General features: G+C 74.3%; 15 protein-coding genes. 7 read left to right on the top strand and 8 right to left on the bottom strand.

The annotated features are described in order from the left end of the window. Positions 1-132: 132 nt before the first annotated feature. The 4 genes from FHX82_RS35675 to FHX82_RS35660 all read right to left on the bottom strand — a co-directional run bounded on the left by FHX82_RS35675 (position 133) and on the right by FHX82_RS35660 (position 3,464). Positions 133-756, bottom strand: a complete 624-nt coding sequence (locus FHX82_RS35675) for a M15 family metallopeptidase (RefSeq protein WP_145935264.1) — start codon at positions 754-756, stop codon at positions 133-135. A gap of 109 nt (positions 757-865) precedes the next feature. Next, positions 866-1,843: a ParB/RepB/Spo0J family partition protein gene (locus FHX82_RS35670; protein ID WP_145935265.1), complete on the bottom strand. Its 978-nt coding sequence runs from the start codon at positions 1,841-1,843 to the stop codon at positions 866-868. A 276-nt stretch (positions 1,844-2,119) separates the two neighbouring features. Next, positions 2,120-2,599, bottom strand: coding sequence for an RrF2 family transcriptional regulator (locus tag FHX82_RS35665; RefSeq protein ID WP_145935266.1), 480 nt, complete (start codon positions 2,597-2,599; stop codon positions 2,120-2,122). Between the two features lie 7 nt (positions 2,600-2,606). Beyond that, on the bottom strand, positions 2,607-3,464 hold the full coding sequence (locus tag FHX82_RS35660; RefSeq protein ID WP_145935267.1) for a sulfite exporter TauE/SafE family protein: 858 nt from the start codon (positions 3,462-3,464) through the stop codon (positions 2,607-2,609). A 73-nt stretch (positions 3,465-3,537) separates the two neighbouring features. Here FHX82_RS35660 and cysD point away from each other — a divergent pair, with 73 nt between their 5' ends. Together cysD and cysC are read left to right on the top strand one after the other, a co-directional pair. Then, positions 3,538-4,476, top strand: coding sequence for a sulfate adenylyltransferase subunit CysD (gene cysD, locus FHX82_RS35655; protein ID WP_145935268.1), 939 nt, complete (start codon positions 3,538-3,540; stop codon positions 4,474-4,476). Next, entirely contained in the window at positions 4,476-6,311 is a 1,836-nt protein-coding gene (gene cysC, locus FHX82_RS35650) for an adenylyl-sulfate kinase (RefSeq protein ID WP_145935269.1), read from the top strand. Before cysD ends, cysC begins: the two co-directional genes overlap by 1 nt. A gap of 6 nt (positions 6,312-6,317) precedes the next feature. On the opposite strand, the gene lysX is transcribed toward cysC, so the two are convergent. Both lysX and FHX82_RS35640 read right to left on the bottom strand, forming a co-directional pair. Then, entirely contained in the window at positions 6,318-9,578 is a 3,261-nt protein-coding gene (lysX, locus tag FHX82_RS35645; RefSeq protein WP_145935270.1) for a bifunctional lysylphosphatidylglycerol synthetase/lysine--tRNA ligase LysX, read from the bottom strand. Further along, on the bottom strand, positions 9,575-10,795 hold the full coding sequence (locus tag FHX82_RS35640) for an alpha/beta hydrolase (protein ID WP_145935271.1): 1,221 nt from the start codon (positions 10,793-10,795) through the stop codon (positions 9,575-9,577). Before FHX82_RS35640 ends, lysX begins: the two co-directional genes overlap by 4 nt. A 215-nt stretch (positions 10,796-11,010) precedes the next feature. On the opposite strand from FHX82_RS35640, the gene FHX82_RS35635 reads away from it, so the two are divergent. The 5 genes from FHX82_RS35635 to FHX82_RS35615 all read left to right on the top strand — a co-directional run bounded on the left by FHX82_RS35635 (position 11,011) and on the right by FHX82_RS35615 (position 15,711). After that, positions 11,011-12,276: a MurT ligase domain-containing protein gene (locus FHX82_RS35635; RefSeq protein WP_229880684.1), complete on the top strand. Its 1,266-nt coding sequence runs from the start codon at positions 11,011-11,013 to the stop codon at positions 12,274-12,276. After that, positions 12,269-12,979: a type 1 glutamine amidotransferase gene (locus FHX82_RS35630; RefSeq protein ID WP_145935272.1), complete on the top strand. Its 711-nt coding sequence runs from the start codon at positions 12,269-12,271 to the stop codon at positions 12,977-12,979. Before FHX82_RS35635 ends, FHX82_RS35630 begins: the two co-directional genes overlap by 8 nt. A gap of 29 nt (positions 12,980-13,008) precedes the next feature. Continuing rightward, positions 13,009-14,409, top strand: coding sequence for a HAMP domain-containing sensor histidine kinase (locus tag FHX82_RS35625; RefSeq protein ID WP_229880683.1), 1,401 nt, complete (start codon positions 13,009-13,011; stop codon positions 14,407-14,409). Then, positions 14,409-15,068 (top strand): response regulator transcription factor, encoded by a 660-nt coding sequence (locus FHX82_RS35620; protein WP_145935273.1) that lies wholly within the window; start codon positions 14,409-14,411, stop codon positions 15,066-15,068. The genes FHX82_RS35625 and FHX82_RS35620 overlap by 1 nt, the downstream gene beginning before the upstream one ends. Positions 15,069-15,186: 118 nt before the next feature. Then, entirely contained in the window at positions 15,187-15,711 is a 525-nt protein-coding gene (locus FHX82_RS35615) for a hypothetical protein (protein WP_145935274.1), read from the top strand. Between the two features lie 11 nt (positions 15,712-15,722). On the opposite strand, the gene FHX82_RS35610 is transcribed toward FHX82_RS35615, so the two are convergent. Together FHX82_RS35610 and FHX82_RS35605 are read right to left on the bottom strand one after the other, a co-directional pair. Beyond that, a complete protein-coding gene (locus FHX82_RS35610) occupies positions 15,723-18,539 on the bottom strand; it encodes an AfsR/SARP family transcriptional regulator (RefSeq protein WP_145935275.1) in 2,817 nt (938 codons plus the stop codon). A 97-nt stretch (positions 18,540-18,636) separates the two neighbouring features. Further along, on the bottom strand, positions 18,637-19,365 hold the full coding sequence (locus FHX82_RS35605; protein WP_183177042.1) for an SGNH/GDSL hydrolase family protein: 729 nt from the start codon (positions 19,363-19,365) through the stop codon (positions 18,637-18,639). Positions 19,366-19,447: the final 82 nt, after the last annotated feature.

Genomic DNA, 19,447 nt, shown 5'->3' with positions numbered 1-19,447 from the left:
GGTCGCGCGTCCCGCCTCCGGCGGCCGGTGCCACTGCCGGGCTGGGGATTTCCCGGTGCGGCGCACCGGCAGGAGCCCGCCACACCGGCGGGCTGGCCGTCCGGATCCGGGGTGGTCACCGGTGAAACCCCGTCACCGGCGCATCCTCGGGTCCTCCGAGGGGTCGGCGTACATCGGCGGGCAGCCGTGCTCGACGGCCTCGGGACGCAGTTCGTAGTGCCAGGGCTCGCTGCGGTAGATCCGGCACAGGCCGTACTCCGCGCCGTGCTCCGACAGCCACGCCGCGGCTTCGGGCGGCCCGATGTCGACCGCGTTCCCCGCCACGTGGGCGGACGTCTCCACCGCGGCCACCCACCGGGCGGCTTCCTCCTCGGAGCCGTACCGGGCGACCGCGTTGCGGCGCAGGTGTTCCTGGTACGCCGGGGACCGCCAGCCGCTGTTGACGAACAACTCGACGCCGTCCTCGGCGGCGGCCTTCGCGGCCTGGCGCAGGGCGCCGAGCAGAGCCGGGTCGAGGTTGGTCAAGGCCGAGATCTCGCTGTCGAAGACAGTCAGCCCGTCGGGAACCGCGCCGTCGGCGAAACCGAACCCGCCCCGGCGCTGCCGCTTGGTCAACCGGTAGCCGAAGGCCCCGGCGGTTCTCGCGACGACGCCCCGCACGCCGGCGACGAGGATCCCGCGGATCCGCCGGGCCGTCACCGCCCTGAAGCCGGGACTGCGGGGAGTCGTCGTCCGTGCCGCGTCGCTGGGGGTCATGCCTCCAGTGAAGACAGTGCGATGTTGCCAGCCCGTATGGGATTTTCGATATGCCGGCGATACACCGGGCGGAAGTTCCGCCTCGCACCACGGCTTCCGGGCACGGCGGTCAGCCGAACATCCGGCCCCGGTTCTCCAGCTGGTCGGCGAACCGCTGCCAGGCCTGCGCGTACTGGGTGGCCACCTGCTTCACCGCGTCGGTCCCGTGCACCGGCACCCCGTCGACGAGCCGGTCCTGCTCGACGGCGATGAGCATGCTGGTGTCGAGCAGGCGGAGCAGCATCCGCCCGGTTTCGTGGTGGCGGAACGAAGGATCGCTGCGCAGCCGCCGCAGCGAGGAGAACAGGGCGCCGTCCGCGCCGCCCTCCGGCCCGGCGTCCGCGGCCCGCTCGGCCGTGCCCGCACCGGCACGGCCTGCCGGGACCGGGTGCAGGCCCTCGCGAACACGGCCGCGGACATCGCGAGCGGTCGTGACGGAGATCCCCGCCGCCTCGGCGATCTCCCGTGGCCGGGCGTGGGGCCGGTGCTGGACGTAGGCGGCCGCGCGCCTGCGCCCGGCCGCCGCGTTGTTGGGACGCACGCGGCCGTCGCGGCCGACCCGATGTGACAACTGCGGAAATTCCGCACTCGTCCGGCGCCGGATCGAGGCGACCGTCTTGTCGGAGAGCCCGGAGATCGCCGCGACCGCGCGGTCGGACCAGTCCGGGTGCGCGTGCAGGATCTTCTCCGCCGCGGAGTTGCGGTCCGCGCGGGACAACGGCAGCCCGTGCGTGACGTTGAGCCTGACGGACAGGACGAACGCGTCGTCCTCGGATCCGTCGAAGTACCGCACCTCGATCTGCCGTTCGTCGCGCAGCAGGGCCGCGTGGACCCGGTGCGCGCCGTCGATCACCCGCATCGTGGGGCGGTGCACGAGAATCGGGGGGAACACGGTGGAGGTCCCGGCGAGAACCCGGATGTGCTCGGGGTCCGCACCGCCGACCCGCGGGGAGCCCGCGACGGTGAGCCGGGCGATCGGCACGAGTTCCACCGGTAGCGCTTCGAGTTTCGGATCCGGCCACGGCTCCCCGTGGGCGTCCACGGTCATCCGGGTGGTCCCGGCGTCGTCCCCCACCCTGCGCCCCCCATTTTCGTCGTCCTCCGCTGATCCCCTTCGATCCCCGTCGTACGAATCGGAACGGACGAAACACGCCTGAGCTTGACGCGGTGCCCCAGCATCCTGTGAGGCGCCCACCAGCGAAGCTACCGAGGCGCTCGCCGGGCGGTCAAGCGCGGGCACGGACACGAAAACCGCTGCTCCGGGCTGCGGGACGAAACCCGAAAATCGTTTCCCACCTTGGGGATAATGCTGTCCACAAGCGCCCTACCCGGGCGTCTCGCGTCCCCGCTTCCGCTCTTCGGCCCGGTACTCCGCCGCCATGGCGGAGATCTCCCCGGGCAGGTGGCCGGCGACCAGGTCGGCCAGCGTCACGTTCTCCAGCACCGTCCGCAGGCTGGTGCGCACCGCCATCCACACGTCGACGAGAGCGGTGGCCGGACCGGTGTAGCGCAGGTCGCGCAGCCCGACGTCGCGGACCCGGACCAGCGGCCCTTCGACGGCACGGACCACGTCGGCGACGGTGATCTCGGCGGACGGGCGCGCCAGGGAGTAGCCGCCCGCGCGGCCGCGATGGCCGCGCACCAGGTTCGCCGTCTTGAGGTCGCTGAAGATGGTGAGCAGGAACGCGAGGGGCACTTCGTGCGCGGTGGCCACGTCCTCCGCGCGCACCACCCCGCCCACGGGAGCCGCGGCGAGTTCCGCCATGGCCCGCACGGCGTAGTCGACCTTGGCGGAGATGCGCACGCCCGGATTATCCACGGCTGAGGGTGCCGGCCCGGCGGCTGGTCTCCGCCACCAGCGAGATCAGCACGGCCCCACCGGAGGCCAGGAAGGCGGCCGGGGTCGGCGCGCCGAGGAGCTTCACCGCGGAGAACGTCAGCACGAGCGCCAGCACCGGCTTCAGCACCGCCCCCACCGCACGCGCGGACACCAGCGCCCCGGCCGCCACCCCCGGCAGCGCCCCGACGAGCAGCTGCCCGGTCAGCGCGAACTGCACGTCACCGAAGATCAGGTGCGCCACCGCCGCCGCGCCGACCAGCGGGATCGCCTGCGCGAGATCGGTGCCGACGAGCGTGCGCGGGGCCAGCGCCGGATAACACAGCAGCAGGCACACGATCACCAGCGTGCCGGACCCGGCGGACGTCAGGCCGACCGCGGTTCCGCCGACCAGCCCGATGAGCACCGTGGGCACCGGTTTCGGCGTGACGGTGTCGGTGGCCGGGCGCCCGCGCCGGTCGAGCACGTCCCGTGCCACCGCCGCGACGACCGCGCACAGCAGCACCACACCCAGCCCGATCTGCGTGATCCGGGCGACCGCGGCGGGATCGGCCAGCAGCCGCAACGCGACGACCGAACCGAAGGCACCCGGTACCGAACCCAGGCAGAGCAACCGCACGAGCCGCCAGTGCACGGTGCCGCGGTGGCGGTGCACGGCCGCGCCGACGGGTTTCACCACGAGCGACGCCACGAGGTCGCTCGACACGGCCACGAGCGCGTTCACCCCGAAGAACAGCACCAGGATCGGCGTCATGAGCGCGCCACCGCCCATGCCCGTCAGCCCGATGACGAAGCCGACGAGCAGTCCCGCCAGTACCAGCTGCCAGCTCATGGACGGTCATTCCCCATCGCCGTAATATCCCACGAATTCGACCGATTGAGTCAAGTTCTGACGGGGGCTCGGCGTGGACGCGAAGACAGCGACTTCCGGGACGGTTTCCGAAAACACCACGGCTTTGCTGGACGCACTGGAGGCCGAAGCGATCCACGTACTGCGGGAGACGGCGGGCACGTGCCGCAACCCCGTGCTCCTGTACTCGATCGGCAAGGACTCCTCGGTGCTGCTGCACCTGGCGGCCAAGGCGTTCGCACCGGGCCGACTGCCGTTCCCGGTGTTGCATGTGGACACTCGCTGGAAGTTCCGGGAGATGATCGCGTTCCGCGACGCCACCGCCCGCCGCCTGGGTCTGGACCTGCTGGTGCAGACCAACACCGAGGCGGCCGCCCGCGGCGTCACCCCGTTCACCCACGGCGCGCACGAGTACACCCGGATCATGAAGACCCTGGCCCTGCGCGAGGCGCTCGACACGCACGGGTTCGACGCGGCGATCGGCGGTGCCCGGCGGGACGAAGAGCGTTCGCGGGCCAAGGAACGGATCTTCTCCGTCCGTGAACCCGGCCACCGCTGGGACCCGCGCCGGCAGCGCCCGGAGTTCTGGCGCTGGCCCAACACCCAGCTGACCGAGGGGCAGTCGCTGCGGGTGTTCCCGCTGTCGAACTGGACCGAGCTCGACATCTGGCGGTACATCCGCCGTGAGGACATCCCGGTGGTACCGCTCTACTTCGCCGCGCCGCGCCCGGTGGTCGAGCGCGGTGGCGCGCTCCTCATGGTCGACGACGACCGCTTTCCGTTGCGGCCAGGGGAAACGCCGGAGCACCGCTGGGTCCGGTTCCGCACCCTCGGGTGCTACCCGCTCACCGCCGCCGTGGAGTCGACGGCGACCACCCTCGACGAGCTGATCGAGGAGACGCGGGCCGACCGCCGTTCGGAGCGGATGGGCCGGTTCATCGACGGCGACGGCGGCACGTCGCTGGAGACCAAGAAGTCGGAGGGCTACTTCTGATGGGCGCGGTGCTGCGGCTCGTGGCGTGCGGCTCGGTCGACGACGGCAAGTCCACACTGATCGGCAGGTTGCTGGCCGACACGGGCAGCGTGCCCGCCGACCAGCTGGAGCAGGCGCGGCGGACCCGCCGGGGCGGTTCGGTCGTGCCGCCGGGGGAGATCGACTACTCGCTGCTCACCGACGGGCTGGAGGCCGAACGCGAGCAGGGCATCACCATCGACGTCGGCTACCGCTTCCTCGACCTGCCCGGCGGCCGGCGGGTGATCATCGCCGACGCACCGGGGCACGACCAGCACGGCGCCAACATGGCGGTCGCCGCCGCCACCGCGGACCTGGCGGTGCTGCTCGTCGACGCGGTGCTCGGCGTGCGGCCGGCGACCTGCCGCCACCTGGCCGTGTGCACCACGATGGGGGTGCGCTCGGTGCTCGTGGCGGTCAGCAAGCTCGACGCGGTCGGCTACGACCGGGCCGTGTTCGACCGGATCGCGGCGGAAATCCGTGCCGTGGCGGCGAATCTCGGCGTCGAGGAGCTGCACGTGGTGCCGGTCAGCGCGGTGCGCGGGGACAATGTGACCACGCCGTCGCCGAACCTGCCGTGGTACGACGGGCCGACGTTCCTCGACCTGCTCTCCGGCTGGCGGCCGAAGACCGGGGACCGCACCGCGAAGCTCACGGGCGCGCGGCTTCCCGTGCAGTACGTCATCCGCACGGACCGCTTCCGCGGACCGGCGGGCACGGTGGTCGGCGGGGCGCTGCGCATCGGTGACGCGGTGACCGTCGCGGGCACGGGCGCGGTCACCACCGTCGACCGGCTGCTCGGCCCCGCGGGCGACCTGGACCACGCGGTCCCCGGCACGCCGGTGACGGTGGTCCTCTCCGGCGACGTCGACGTGCACCGCGGCGACGTGCTCGTACCGGCGGGCGGCGACTCCCCCGCCCTCACCACCGCCGTGACCGCGACGGTGGTCTGGACCGGAGCCGAACCCCTGGCGGTCGGCGCCGGTTACCTGCTGCTCGCCGGGCCCCGGTCGGTCCCCGCCGAGGTGACCTCGCTCAAATCCCGGTTGGACGTCCAAACCGGACAAGAACATCCCGCGACCTCATTGGTGCGCAACGAGATCGGCACGGTCGACGTGACGATCGCGGCGCCGGTGTTCCTGGAGTCCTATACGGACAACCACGACACCGGCTCCTTCCTGCTCGTGGACCGGCGCACCGGCGACACCGTCGGCGCGGGCATGGTACGCAGGCCGGCCGGGCCACCCGACGTGGTGCCGCAGGACTACGCCATCGACCGGGCCGCGCGCGAACAGCTGAAGGGACAGCGCGGCCGGGTCCTGTGGCTCACCGGCCTGCCGGGCGCGGGCAAGTCCACGATCGCCGACGCGCTGGAGCGCCGGCTGCACGGCCTGGGCGTGCACACCTACGTGCTGGACGGGGACAACGTGCGCGGCGGGCTGAACCGCGACCTCGGCTTCACGCCGGCCGACCGCGCCGAGAACGTCCGCCGCGTCGCCGAGGTGGCCGCCCTGATGCTCGACGCCGGGCTGACGGTCATCGTCGCGCTCGTCTCGCCGTTCCGCGCGGACCGCGACGCGGCCAGGAACCTGTTCGCCCCAGGGGATTTCGTCGAGGTGTGGGTGGACACGCCGTTGGCGGAGTGCGCCCGCCGCGACCCGAAGGGCCTGTACGCCAGGGCGAACTCCGGCACGCTCCCGGCCATGACGGGCGTCGGGCAGGGCTACGAACCCCCCGAGGCGGCCGAAGTCGTGCTGGACGGCATGGACTCCCTCGACCGCGCGGTCGCCCGCCTGGTCACCGCGATCACCGGCTGAGCGCGGTCACGCCGGGCCACCCCGTGGCCGGGTCAGCGGGAACAGCACGGTCTGCCGGATCGGCCGTCCGGTGAGCATCATCAGCACCCGGTCGATGCCCAGGCCGAGGCCGCCGGTGGGGGGCATGCCGTGTTCGAGGGCCTCCAGGAAGTCCTCGTCCAGCTCCATCGCCTCGACGTCGCCGCTGGCCGCGCGCAGCGACTGGGCCTCCAGCCTGCGGCGCTGCTCCAGCGGGTCGGTCAGCTCGGTGTAGGCAGTCCCGATCTCGGCGCCGAACGCGACCAGGTCCCAGCGCTCGGCCAGCAACGGGTTCCGGCGATGCCGCCGGGTCAGCGGCGAGACATCGGTGGGGTAGTCGGTGTAGAAGGTGGGTCCGGCCGTCGCGGGCTCCACGAGGTGGTCGAAGGCGGCCAGCACCAGGTCGCCGTGCCCGGCATCGGCGCCGGCCTGGATGCCGGCCGCCGCGCACCACTCCCGCAGCCGCGCCACCGGCGTCTCGGGCCTGACGTCTTCGCCCAGCGCGCGGGACACCGCCTCGTGCACCGGAACCACCGGCCACTCCCCGGAGATGTCGTACTCGCCACCGTCCGGACGGTGCACCACCGGGGCACCGTGCACGGCGACGGCGGCCTGCAGGACCAGTTCCCGCGCGAGCACCCGCATCGTGTCGTAGTCGGCGTACGCCTGGTACGCCTCCAGCATGGTGAACTCCGGGTTGTGCGTGGCGTCCACGCCCTCGTTCCGGAAGTTGCGGTTCAGCTCGAACACCCGCTCCATCCCCGCCACGCACAGCCGCTTCAGGTACAGCTCCGGCGCGATCCGCAGGTACAGCCGCAGGTCGTGGGCATTGCTGTGGGTGACGAACGGCCGCGCGTTCGCGCCCCCGTGCACGGCCTGCAGCATCGGGGTCTCGACCTCGAGGAAGTCGTGGCCGTACAACCGTTCCCGCACCGCCCGCACGAGGGTGGCGCGCCGGCGCGCCATCTCCGGCAGGTCCGGGTCGAGGTACCGCCGCCGCACGCGGCTCTCCGCACCGATGCCGCCGCGGGGCAGCGGGTGCAGGCACTTGGCGGTGACCGTCCACTCCTCGACCAGAACCGAAAGCTCGCCCCGCCGCGACGTCACCACCTCGCCACACACCCCGACGTGGTCGCCGAGGTCGACGCCACTACGCCACAGCTCGTCCGGGCCCAGCATCAGCTGCAGCTCCCCGCTGTCGTCCCGCAGGCGCGCGAAACACAGCCCGCCCAGGTCGCGCAGCGCCACGACCCGGCCGGCGACCCGCACCTTCCGCCCGGTGCGCGTGTCGGGGGCGAGCCCGGCGAACTCGCCGGCGACCTCCGCCAGCGGGCGGTCCCGCGAGAACCCGGCGGGGTACGGGTCGATCCCCGCCTGCCGCAACCGGTCCAGCTTCGCGATCCGCACCCGCACCTGCTCGGGGCGCCGCACCGGCGGCGGCTCCACCCGGATCCGGTCGAGCTCGGCGACCCGGGCCAGGAACTCCGCGGACGGCCCGCCGCCGGTGATGGTCCTGCGCGGACCGGACGGCAGGAAGCCCTCCAGCGCCCCCGCGACCAGCGCGATGCGAGCCAGCGTGCGGGCCGAGGCGTAGCAGAGGAACCGGGGCTGCCACCGCGGCCCGTACTTCGCGTTCGACCGGTACAGCGACTCCAGCTGGAAGAACCGCGAGGCGAGCCCGAGCACCGCGCGCCACGTCCGCAGCACCGGCCCGGCGCCGATCCGCTCCCCGGCGGCGAACACGGCGCGGAACATCGCGAAGTTCAGCGAGATCCGCTGCACCCCGAAGCGGCCCGCCTCGGCCGCGAGCCGCGCCACCAGGTACTCGTTGAGCCCGTTGTCCGCGGTGCGGTCCCGGCGCATCAGGTCCAGCGACAGGCCCCGCCGTCCCCACGGGACGAACGACAGCAGCCCGCGCAGCACGCCGTCCGCGTCGTAGGCTTCGGCCATCACGCACCGGCCGTCGCTCGGGTCGCCGAGCCGTGACAGAGCCATCGAGAAGCCGCGTTCGGTCTCCGCGCCCCGCCACTGCTGCGCGCGGGCGAGCAGTTCGTCCATTTCGGACGGTGGGATCTCGCTGTGCCGCCGCAACCGCGCCGTGTAGCCCGCGCGTTCGAGCCGCCTGACCGCCTGGCGCACGGCCCGCCGCTGCGGCCCGGCGAGGGTGAACTCCCGCACCTCCAGCACGGCCTCGTCGCCCAGCTCCAGCGCCTTGAGCCCGGCGCGGGCGTACGCCCGTGCCCCCTGCTCGCTCGCGCCCAGCACGCCGGGCACCCAGCCGTAGGTGTGCGCCTCGGCCAGCCACGCCTCGATCGCGCGCACCCACGCCCGCGGGTCGCCGACCGGGTCGGCGCTGGCGATACTCGTGCCGGCCAGCACCCGGTAGGTCACGGCGGCCTGCCGGTCCGGCGAGAAGATGACGCTCTTGTCCCGGCGGGTGGCGAAGTAGCCCAGCGAATCGTCCTCGCCGTGCTTCGCCAGCAGCGCCCGCAACTCCAGCTCCTCGGCGCCGCTGCTCTGGCCCCGGGTGCGCACGCCGCGGAAGAACACGGCCAGCGTCGCGACGGCGACCGCGGTGCCGCCGAGGTCGAGCAGCAGGTCGATCCACGCCGGGCCCTCCTGCACCCCCAGCCGCCGCAGTTCCACCACCTCGCCGGTCGCGTGGTCGGCCGCCCACAGGAAGCTGTCGCCGAGCCCGTGCAGGGTGCCCGGCCAGACGGCCAGCAGCGCCCAGCCGCCGAGCACCACGGCGGTGAGCCCAGCCGCGCCCGTGGTCAGCGCGTGCTTCCACGCGCCGGGCGCGAGCCGCGCCGGGAACGCCGGGCGCAGCGCGAGCAGCAGCACGATCAGCCCCACCGCGAGCAGCTCCGCCAGGCCCAGCCCCCACGGGGCGCTCGCGAAGCGCGGGTGGCGTTCGCGCGCCAGGAGCGACGGCGCCTCCAGCCGGGTCACCTGGAACGCGACCGTGGTGACCAGCCCGCCGGCCTGGAACAGGATCAGCGTGTTCAGCGCGGCGCGTTTGCGCCGCCGCAGCGCCGCGCCCAGCACCGCCAGCACCAGCGCGATCAGGATGTTCGCGTCCGCCGGGATGTTCAGCAGGCCGAACAGGTCCACCGTCCACCGGTAGAACCGGTGGTGGCCACCCCAGATCAGCAGGGCGACCGACATCAGCGCACCCAGTTGCACGACGGTCGCCACGGCACCGCCGGCCTTGCGGCGCCAGCGCGGAACCGGCTCCCCCGCCTTCACGCCGTCGTGTCCGTCCCGTGCAGGCTGCCGGGGTCGCCGGTGTCCGGCAGTGGCCACGGCGGCACCACGCCCGGGGTGACCTGGCCGGGCGCGCCGGTGCCGTCGACGGGCTGCCCCACCTGCGCGTCGAGCCAGCCGAGCACCGCGGGCAGTTCGGCGCGCACGGCGTTGAGGTTGTGCCCGTTGGGTGGCAGCAGCCACGTCGTCAGTTCCACCGGCGGCGCGGCCGCGGCCCGCATCCGCTCCAGCGCGGCCCGTTCGTCGCCCGCGGCGCCGTCCGCGCAGACCAGCAGCCGCACCGGTGCCGGGTGCTCCCGCAGCGTGGCCGAGACGTCGTTGGCGTGCCGGATATCGGCGCGGCCGTGGAACAGGTCGCCGGTCTCCACGTCCTGCGGGGTCGTGTCGTAACCGCTCATGCTGACCGCGACGGAGAACCACTGCGGATGCCGCACGGTCAGGTTCAGCGCGCAGTAGCCCCCGGAGGACCAGCCCGCGGCCGCCCAGCCCTCGCGGTCCGAGCGCACGCGCAGCCGGCTCAGCGCCCAGCTGCGGAGGTCGGCGGAGAGGTAGGTGTCGTCCGCGTCCCCACCGACCGCGTCGATGCATTCGGAGTCGTGCGTCAGGCGCGGTTCGCCGTTCGGGTCGGGCACGATCACCACCGTCGGCGGCAGCCGGTGGCTCGCGATCTGCTGGTCCAGCAGGTCGGGCAGCCCGTACAGGGTCGCGACCTGCCGTGGTTCGCCGGGGAAGTGCGGAATCCACTCCAGGACGGGGAAGCGGAAGCCCGCCCAGTCCGGCGCGGTGTACGCGGACGGCAGGTACACGTCCACGTCGCGGGTGAGCCCGGTCCGGCGGCCGGTCACGGTCACGTGCAGCAGCGAACCGTGCCCGTCCGCCGCCCGGCCCGTCACCGCCGGCAGGGTCCGGCCCAGGTCGCGGCCATCAGGCCCGGCGTCGGCGACAGTGCCCTCCTCCGGGTTCGGCGACGTGCCCAACAGCGACCCCAGCGTCGGATAGAAGCTGCCCGCCGCATTGACCGCCAGCCCGCACGCCACCACGACCATGAGCACAGCGACCACGGTCGTGCCCGTCCGGCCGGGCGCGGGCCGCCGCCAGCGGTCCCACAGCCACGGCACCGCGGCCACGCAGACGAGGGCGACCGCGGCGATGGACAGGACGACCGGCAGGGTGTCGATGCGGATGGTGGAGGCGTGCACGCCGTCAATCTAACGACGGCTGGAACGCCGTTTTTCCTAGGGGGACAGGGAAAATCGCGTTCAGCGTGCGCTCAGGAACCACCCCGTAGGGTGGCAGCGGCGCGTTCCGTCCTCACGACGGGGTCCCCCTGCCGGGCGGTTTCTCAGGATCCTCACAGCGTCCGTGGCGGAGGGTGACGGCACTCTGCCCGAACGGACGCGAAGGAGACCCAGTGGTGGCGACGAGTTCCCTGCCGCGCGCCGGTGAGCGAACCGTCCGCACCCTTCCCGCGCGGACCCGCCTAGCGGTGACCGGAGCCCGGCTGGCCGCGGCGGTCTCGCGGGGCTTCGGCGCCGGTGACGGCGGCATGATCGGCGGCCTCGTCGCGCTGAAGCTGGATCCCGCCGCGCTGCGCAGGCTCGGCCACGGCCGCGTGGTGGTGCTGGTGACCGGCACCAACGGCAAGACGACGACCGCGCTGATGCTGAGCCGGATCCTGGAGTCACGCGGACCCGTCGCGCTCAACGCGGACGGCGCCAACATGCCCGCCGGGGTGGCGGCGGCGCTGGCCGCGCGGCCGGACGCGCCGGTTGCCGTGCTGGAGGTCGACGAGAACTACGTGCCGTACGTCGCCGAGCAGCTCCGCCCGGCGTGCCTCGTCCTGCTCAACCTCAGCCGCGACCAGCTCGACCGCACGGGTGAGGTGCGCGCTCTCGAACGCGAGCTGCGCGCGGCCGTCTCACGGCTGCCGGAGACCACGGTGGTCGCCAACTGCGACGACCCGCTGATCGCGTCGGTGGGCGCCGCGTCCGAGCGCCCGGTCTGGGTGGCGGCGGGCCAAGGCTGGCACGCGGACGCCCTGGCCTGCGCCCGCTGCGGTCAGGCGGTGCGCCGGGAGGGCGCGGACTGGGACTGCGTGTGCGGGCTCGCCCGTCCGGTGCCCGGCTGGACCCTCGACGGCGACGTCCTCACCACCGCGGACGGGCACGAGCTCACGCTGGGCCTGCGGCTACCGGGCCGGGCCAACGCGGCCAACGCCGCGGCGGCGGTGGCCGCCGCCGCGCAGCTCGGCGTCACTCCCCTGGCGGCGGTGGCCCGGCTGCGCTCGATCGGCGACGTGGCGGGCCGCTACCGCCGGACGGCGGTCGGCGCCCACGCGGCGCGGCTGTTGCTGGCGAAGAACCCCGCGGGCTGGCGGGAAACCCTGCCGCTGCTGGATCCCCGGGCGCCGGTCGTCATCGCGGTCAACAGCCGCGAGGCCGACGGGCGCGACGTGTCGTGGCTGTGGGACGTGCCGTTCGAACAGCTGCGGGGACGGCCGGTGGTGGCTACCGGCGAGCGAGCGAGCGACCTCGCCGTCCGCCTCCTCTACGCCGAGGTGCCGCACACGACCTCCCGTGACCCGCTGGCCGCGCTGGCGGACCTCCCCCCGGGGCCGGTCGAGCTGGTCGCCAACTACACGGCGTTCCGGAACCTGAAACGGCGGCTCGGCGATGGGTGAGTCGGCCGTGCGCATCGGGCTGGTCATGCCCGACGTGCTGGGCACCTACAGCGACTCCGGCAACGCCACGGTGCTGGCGTGCCGGCTGCGGTGGCGCGGGCTGTCCGCCAGCGTGGTGGAGATCGGGCACGACGACCCGGTGCCCTCGTCCCTCGACCTGTACCTGCTGGGCGGCGGGGAGGACGAAGCGCAGGCGCTGGCCGCCGACCGGCTGCGGGCCCAGCCCGGGTTGCAGCGGGCGGCCGCCCGCGGTGCGGTGGTGTTCGGAGTCTGCGCCGGACTGCAGCTCCTCGGGACCGGATTCCGCACCGGCGACGGCTCCTGGCAGGCCGGGCTGGGGCTGCTGGACGCCACGACGGTGCCCGGGCCGCGGCGGGCGATCGGCGAAGTCGTCGTGCGCGACTGCGCCGGGCTGGGCGCCGAGCCGGTGACGGGGTTCGAGAACCACCTGGGCCGCACCCGGCTCGGCCCAGGCAGCCGTCCACTCGGGAGGGTGGTCACGGGGACCGGCAACGGCGACGGCACCGACGGTGCGGTCACCGGCCGGGTGCTGGCGACCTACCTGCACGGCCCGGTGCTCGCCCGCAACCCCGCGCTGGCCGACCTGCTGCTGGGCTGGGTGCTCGGCGCGCCGCTGCCCGCGCTGCCGCTCGCCGAGGTCGGCGCGCTGCGCCGGGAACGGCTGCGGGCCGCCCGTCGATGACCACGCGGCGCGGTTCCTACGCTGGACGGGTGCGTGCCATCCTCTCCCGCCCCGGCCTGCGGGCCCGGACCACCGTCGTCGCCGTCGTGGCGATGGCGGCGACGTTCGTGCTGGCCGGGCTGGTGGTGATCCTGCTGCTGGAGCGGTCGCTGGACAACTCCACGACCGAGGACGCCCGCAGCGCGGGCCGCCAGGTGGTCAACGAGATCGCGAAGGAGGGCGCCCGCAGCCTCACCGCCGACGACGTCGCCAGCACCGGGGACACCGCCTCGGTCATCCAGGTGCTCGACCGGGCGGGGCGGCCGGTCGCCAGCGATCCCGCGATCGCCGGCGAGCCACCGCTGACCTCGGCGCGCCCGGCGCCGGGCCGGGAGACGGTGGAAACCGTCAGCCGCTCGGTCGGGGGCACCGAGGACGACTACCGGCTCGTCTCGGCCGGGGTCGCCGGCCCCGGCGGTCCGTACGTCGTCGTCTCGGCGCGTTCCCTCGATCCGGTGACCGAGGCGTCGGCGCGTTTGTCGCTGCTGCTGGTGCTCGCGGCGGTGCCGTTGCTGGCCTTCTCCGCGCTGGCCGTCTACGGCGCGGTCGGCTCGGCGCTGCGGCCGGTCGAACGGATGCGCCGCGCGGTGGCCGAGATCTCGACCCGGGACCTGTCGCGCCGGGTGGACCTCCCGCCCGGGCAGGACGAGCTGCACCGGCTGGCGGCCACCCTGAACTCGATGCTCGACCGGCTGGCCTCCGCGCAGGGCGCCCAGCGGCGGTTCGTCGCCGACGCCAGCCACGAGCTGCGCTCGCCGCTCAACACGATCACCACCGCGCTCGGGGTCGCCGAGCACCACCCGGCCGCGATGAGCACGGCCGAGCTGCTCGGCGTGGTGTCCCAGGAGACCGGGCGCCTGCGGGAGCTGGTCGACGACCTGCTGCTGCTCGCCCGGACCGACGACACCAGCGACAACCCGCCGCACGCCGAAGTGGACCTGGACGACCTGGCCCGCACGGAGGCCGAACGCGCCCGCGCCGGGCGGCAGGTGGAGGTCGAGATCTCCACCGCTCCCGCGAAGACCAGCGGCAACCCCGCCCAGCTGCGCCGGGCGGTGCGAAACCTCGTGGACAACGCGTGCGAGCACGCCCGGCACCGGATCCGGGTGCGCACCACCACCGAGGACTCCACGGCCGTCATCGAGGTCGGCGACGACGGGCCGGGGGTGCCGCCCGCCGACCGCGCGCGGATCTTCGAACGGTTCGTCCGCCGCGACGACGCCCGCCACCACCCGAGCGGCACCACCGGCGGCTCGGCGGGGCTCGGGCTCGCGATCGTCGCCGGCATCGCGGCCCGCCACGGCGGCCGGGCCGACTGCGTCGAGGGCACCGATCCCGCCTATCCCGGCGCGCACTTCCGCATCCACCTGCCGCTCAAGGACACGACGTAATGCGCATCCTCGTCATCGACGACGAACAGGCCTTCACCGACACCCTGCGCCGGGGGCTGGCCGCCGAGGGTTTCACCGTCGACGTGGCGCACACCGGGCCGGACGGGCTCTGGCGCGCCACCGAACACGCCTACGACGTGATCGTCCTGGACATCATGCTGCCGGGGCTGTCCGGGTACGCCGTGCTCAAGAGCCTGCGCGAGAACGGGAACTGGACGCCCGTGCTGATGCTCACCGCGAAGGACGGCGAGTACGACGAGGCGGACGCCTTCGACCTGGGTGCCGACGACTACCTCAGCAAACCGTTCTCCTACGTCGTCCTCCTCGCCCGCCTGCGGGCCCTGCTGCGCCGCGGCGCGCCCGAACGGCCCGCCGTGCTCACCGCGGGCGACCTCCGCCTCGACCCCGCCGCCCGGACCGTCCACAAGGGACGGCAGGAGATCGAGCTGACCGCGCGGGAGTTCGGCCTGCTGGAGTTCCTCCTGCGCCGCAAGGGCGAGGCGCTGAGCAAGCACGACATCCTGACCCACGTGTGGGACGCGCACTACGACGGCGACGAGAACCTCGTCGAGGTCTACATCGGCTACCTGCGCCGCAAGATCGGGGCGGGCCTGATCCAGACCCTGCGCGGCGTCGGCTACCGGCTGACCGAGACGTGACCGTCGCGCCCGGGCCCGGACCGGTGAGGACGAATGTAGGGCCGGTGTAGCGGTGTGGCGCAGGCTTCGCCCGGAAAGCAGCCCTCCCGGGCACTCCCCTTCCGGCTAGGAGAAGTCCATGCGCCTGACCAAGCTCAGCAAGACGGTCGCGGCCCTCGCGCTCGCGGCGGCGGCCACCGCGGGTGCCGGTTTCGGCACGGCCACCGCGGCCCCGGTGCCTGCCGACCTCGTCAGCACGATCACCGCCGCCGACATCGCCGACCCGACGGCCGTCCTGCCCGACGAGACGGGCACCGTCACCGCGGCGCAGACCGTCGAGGGCGCGATCACCTGGTACAAGAGCCGCAACGGCAGCACCGCCTACGAGGGCTACTGCGAGAAGGCCGCGCGCCTGGCGTGGGACCGGACCACCCACCACGCCAGCGCCATCGAGCACTGGCAGTCCTCCGACGGCGCCCGCCACACCACCGGCACCCCGCCGCGCGGCGCCTTCGTGTTCTGGAACATCTCGGCCTACGGCCACGTGGGCATCGCCGACGGCAACGGCGGCGTGTGGGCGACCAGCGTCAACGGCGCCATCGGGCACGTCAAGCAGGGCTACTTCGCGAACTACCTCGGCTGGAAGCCGGGCAACAGCAACTGACCGCCGCGGGTTCAGTCCCCGGTGCCCGTCGCGGGCATCGGGGACGGCCACGGGCCGCGGGCCAGCGCCCGCCGGCACTGGTCCAGCAACGCCAGGGCGTTCGCCTCGCCCAGCCGGTTGGCCGTCTCCTGGAACACCCGCAACGCCCGTTCCCCGAGCCCGCGCGCGTGCGCGAGCTCGCCGCCCGCGAGCAGGGTCTGGCCGATGCCGAGCAGCGCGTAGGCGGTGCAGCGCTCGTCGTGCAGGTCCTCCAGGATCGCCAGCGCGGCCCGCAGCCCGGCGAGCGACTCCGGCAGCTCACCGGTGAGCCGGTGCAGGGTGCCGAGCTCGGTGAGCACCCGCGCCTCGCGGTGGCTGTCCCCCAGTTCCCTGGCCACCCGCAACGCCGCTGCCAGCCGTCGCGCCGCTTCCGCCCACTGGCCCAGCTGCAGGTGCGCGGAGCCGAGCGCGTTGTGCATCTGCGCCTCGCCGCCCCGGTCCCCGACCGCGACCAGGCCGTCGAGCGCCCGCCGGTAGTGCCGCAGCGCCTCGCCCGGCCGGTCCCCCACCCGCGCCAGCGTGCCGAGCCCGGCGACCGCGAGCGCTTCGCCACGGCGCTCGCCCAGCCCGGCGAACAGCTCCGCGGACCGGGTCAGGGCCACGGCCGCTTCGGGGTACTCGTCGTGGTAGAGGTGCACCTGCCCGAGCCCGCGCAGCAACGCGGCCTCGCCGAACCGGTGCCCTGCCGCGCGGACCGCGTCCAGCGCCCGCAGGTGACCGCGCCGCCAGTCGTCGTAGTGCCCGCGCAGGTCGTGGAACGGCACGGTCGACGCCGCGAGCTGCCAGGCCAGCTCCGCCAGGCCCGCGTCCGCGGCGAGCTCGACCGTCCGGCCCAGCACCGGGCGGTGGCCCGCGAACCAGCCGAGCGGTTCGGCCACCACCTGCCGTTCCGTTTCCGGTGGCAAGGTCCAGCCGACGGGCTCCCCGCACAGGGCGCCGAACGCGGGCGGCAGGGCCTGCGCGGCCCGCTTCGCCAGTGACAGCAACGCCGACACCGAACGCCGGAACGCCGCGTCCCGGCCGGCCGCCGGTTCGGCCCCGGCCACCTCGACCGCGTAACAGTGGATGAGGTCGTGCAGCCGGTACAGCGGCTGACCGCCGGGGCCAGGGCCGGTCGGGGCCAGCAGGCTGGCATCGACGAGCACGTCCAGCACGTCGTGCGCGGGCCTGCCGAGCAGGGCGTCCACGGACCAGGCCGGGAACTCCCGGCCCGCGAGCAGCGCGAGCCGCCCGAACGCCAGCACCCCGTCGGGCGGCAGCTGCCGCACGCTCAGCTCGAAGCTCGACCGCACCGCGAGGTCGCCCACCCGCAGCTCGCCCAGCCGCCCCGACTCCCCGGCCAGCCGGTCGCGCAGCGTGCCCAGCGGCCATGCCTGGCGGCCGGCCAGCCGCGCGCCGGCGATGCGGATCGCGAGCGGCAGGTGACCGCAGAACTCCACGATGTCGGCGGCGTGCCGCGGTTCGGCGGCCACCCGGGCCTCGCCCGCGATCGCGCTCAGCAGCCGCCGCGCCTCCGCCTCGGCGAACACGCCCAGTTCGACGTGATGCGCGCCGACCAGGTCGGGCAGCCGGGAACGGCTCGTCACGAGCACCGCGCAGCCGCCGTCGGCGGGCAGCAGCGGACGGACCTGGGCCGCGCTGACCGCGTCGTCCAGCAGGACGAGCACCCGGCGCCCCGCCAGCCGGGACCGCAGCTGCGCGGCGCGGGCCGTCGCTCCGGCGGGCAGCGCCGCCCCGAACACCCCGAGCGCGTGCAGGAAGTCGCCGAGCACCGCGGCCGGGTCGGCGGGACGGTCGCCGGTGGCGCCGAGGTCGGCGTAGAGCTGGCCGTCGGGGTACGTGGCGCGCAGCAGGTGGGCGACGTGCAGCGCCAGCGCGGACTTGCCGGTGCCGGGCGGCCCGGACACCACGGCGACCGGCGGCACCCCGCCGGGCCGGGGCGCGAGCGCGGCGAGCAACGTCTCCACCGCCTCTGCGCGGCCGGTGAAGTCCGCGATGTCGGCCGGGAGCTGGCGGATCCCGGTGAGCGGTCCCGGCCGGGCCGGTTCGGCGGCGGGTGGGTCACCACGCAGGATCGCCGCCTGCACCTCCCGCAGCGCGGGACCGGGCTCGACGCCGAGGTCGCCGGCGAGGCGGCCGCGGATGGTGGTGTAGGCGGCGAGGGCTTCCGCCCGCCGCCCGGCGGCGGCCAGCGCGAGCAGGTACTGCTGCCACAGCCGCTCGCGGTACGGGTGCTCGTCCAGCAGCAGCGCCAGCTCGTCGAGTGCCGCGGCCGGACGGCCCAGCCGCACGAGCAGTTCGAGCCGTTCCTCGGTGGCGGCCAGCCTGCTCTCACTCAGCCGCCCCAGCTCGGCCTCCCACGCGGGCACCGGCGGCAGGTCCGCCAGCGGGTCCCCGCGCCACAGCTCGTCGGCCGCGCGCAACGCGGCCAGCGCCACCTCGGGATCACGCTCGCGGCCCGCCGACGCCCGCAGCTCGCGGAACCGGTCGACGTCGAGCGCGCCTTCGGGGAGCACCAGGGTGTAGCTGCCGTCGCGCGTCAGCAGTCCCTCGCCGGGGCCGGTGAACACGAGCCGTTGCCGCAGGCGCCACACGTAGGTCTGCAGGTTCGCCGCGGCCGAGGCGGGCGGGTCCTCGCCCCACAGCACGTCGATCAGCTGCCCCGAGGTGACCTGCCTGCCCGCGTTGAGCAGCAGGTGCGCGAGCAGCATCCGCTGCTTGGTCCCGCCGAGCGAGACCGGGCGGCCGTCCACGGTCACGCGCACCGGGCCCAGCAGCTCGAATCGCACGATCCTCTCCTGCCGTCGGTCGGGCGGAAGTCTAACCGGCGGGATCCGGTCGCGGAGGCGGTTTGGCAGAGACCTGCCATGCTGTTCCGTCTTCCGTTCAGCAGCCCTGGAAGTGCTGGTCCGCCGACCAGCCCGTGTTGGCCCACTCCGGTGCGGGCGCGGGCGTGAAGCCGGGCAGGGCCTTCGCCAGCTGGGCGAGCAGCCACGCGGTGAAGCGGGCAGCGCCCTGCGGGCAGGTGTGGATCCCGTCGGCACTGCGGTCCGGCCGCCCGTCCCGGACCTGCTGGTACTCACCACCCCACACCGCACCGGCGTCGAACACGACCGCCCTGCCCTGGGAGGTGTCCGCGACAGCCCGTGCGTGGGCGAGCTCGGCCAGGTGCGGCCGGTAGAAGTCGTCGGGCCTGATCGGCGGCGAGGTGACGAACACCAGTTCCGCACCGGTTCCGGTGACGGTGCCCAGCAGCCGGTCGTAGGCGGCCTGTTGTTCCGCCTCGCTCCCCCAGTCATAGGTGGTGAGCTGGTAGACGACCACGGTCGGCCGGGCGGAGGCTATCTCGCCCGGCAGCTTCTTCCAGTTCTCGTCGGCGAACGGGCCGACGACGTTGCCGCCGCCGTCCGCGGCCAGCGAGACGAACCCGGTCCCGCTGGCCTTCAACGCGGCGGCCAGGGGCAGTGACTCACCCTCCGCGACGGAGTCGCCGAGGAAGACCACTGTGGACGGTTTCGGCATGGAAGCCGTTGTGGCGTCAGGATTCCTGGCGCAAGCGGAGGTGAGCAGGAGCAGCCCGGTCAGGCCGAGGGCGAGAAGACGTGTTCTGGTCATGGCCCCGACGGTGCCGCCGGCGCGTCCCGCCGCCTTCGCCGCCGTGTCGCGGTTGTGTCCCAGGATCACCGGTGCGGCCGGG

The sequence above is a fragment of the Amycolatopsis bartoniae genome (genome assembly GCF_014191255.1).
GTDB classification, from domain to species: domain Bacteria; phylum Actinomycetota; class Actinomycetes; order Mycobacteriales; family Pseudonocardiaceae; genus Amycolatopsis_E; species Amycolatopsis_E bartoniae.
Note: the sequence above shows the minus strand (reverse complement) of the source record. Positions and strands in the feature narration are given on the sequence as shown.

Coding starts and splice junctions, on each gene's coding strand:
- FHX82_RS35675 (WP_145935264.1), bottom strand. CDS start 756: ATGACCCCCAGCGACGCGGCACGGACGACGACTCCCCGCAGTCCCGGC.
- FHX82_RS35605 (WP_183177042.1), bottom strand. CDS start 19,365: ATGACCAGAACACGTCTTCTCGCCCTCGGCCTGACCGGGCTGCTCCTG.
- FHX82_RS35615 (WP_145935274.1), top strand. CDS start 15,187: ATGCGCCTGACCAAGCTCAGCAAGACGGTCGCGGCCCTCGCGCTCGCG.
- cysC (WP_145935269.1), top strand. CDS start 4,476: ATGGGCGCGGTGCTGCGGCTCGTGGCGTGCGGCTCGGTCGACGACGGC.
- FHX82_RS35660 (WP_145935267.1), bottom strand. CDS start 3,464: ATGAGCTGGCAGCTGGTACTGGCGGGACTGCTCGTCGGCTTCGTCATC.
- FHX82_RS35630 (WP_145935272.1), top strand. CDS start 12,269: ATGGGTGAGTCGGCCGTGCGCATCGGGCTGGTCATGCCCGACGTGCTG.
- FHX82_RS35670 (WP_145935265.1), bottom strand. CDS start 1,843: ATGACCGTGGACGCCCACGGGGAGCCGTGGCCGGATCCGAAACTCGAA.
- FHX82_RS35620 (WP_145935273.1), top strand. CDS start 14,409: ATGCGCATCCTCGTCATCGACGACGAACAGGCCTTCACCGACACCCTG.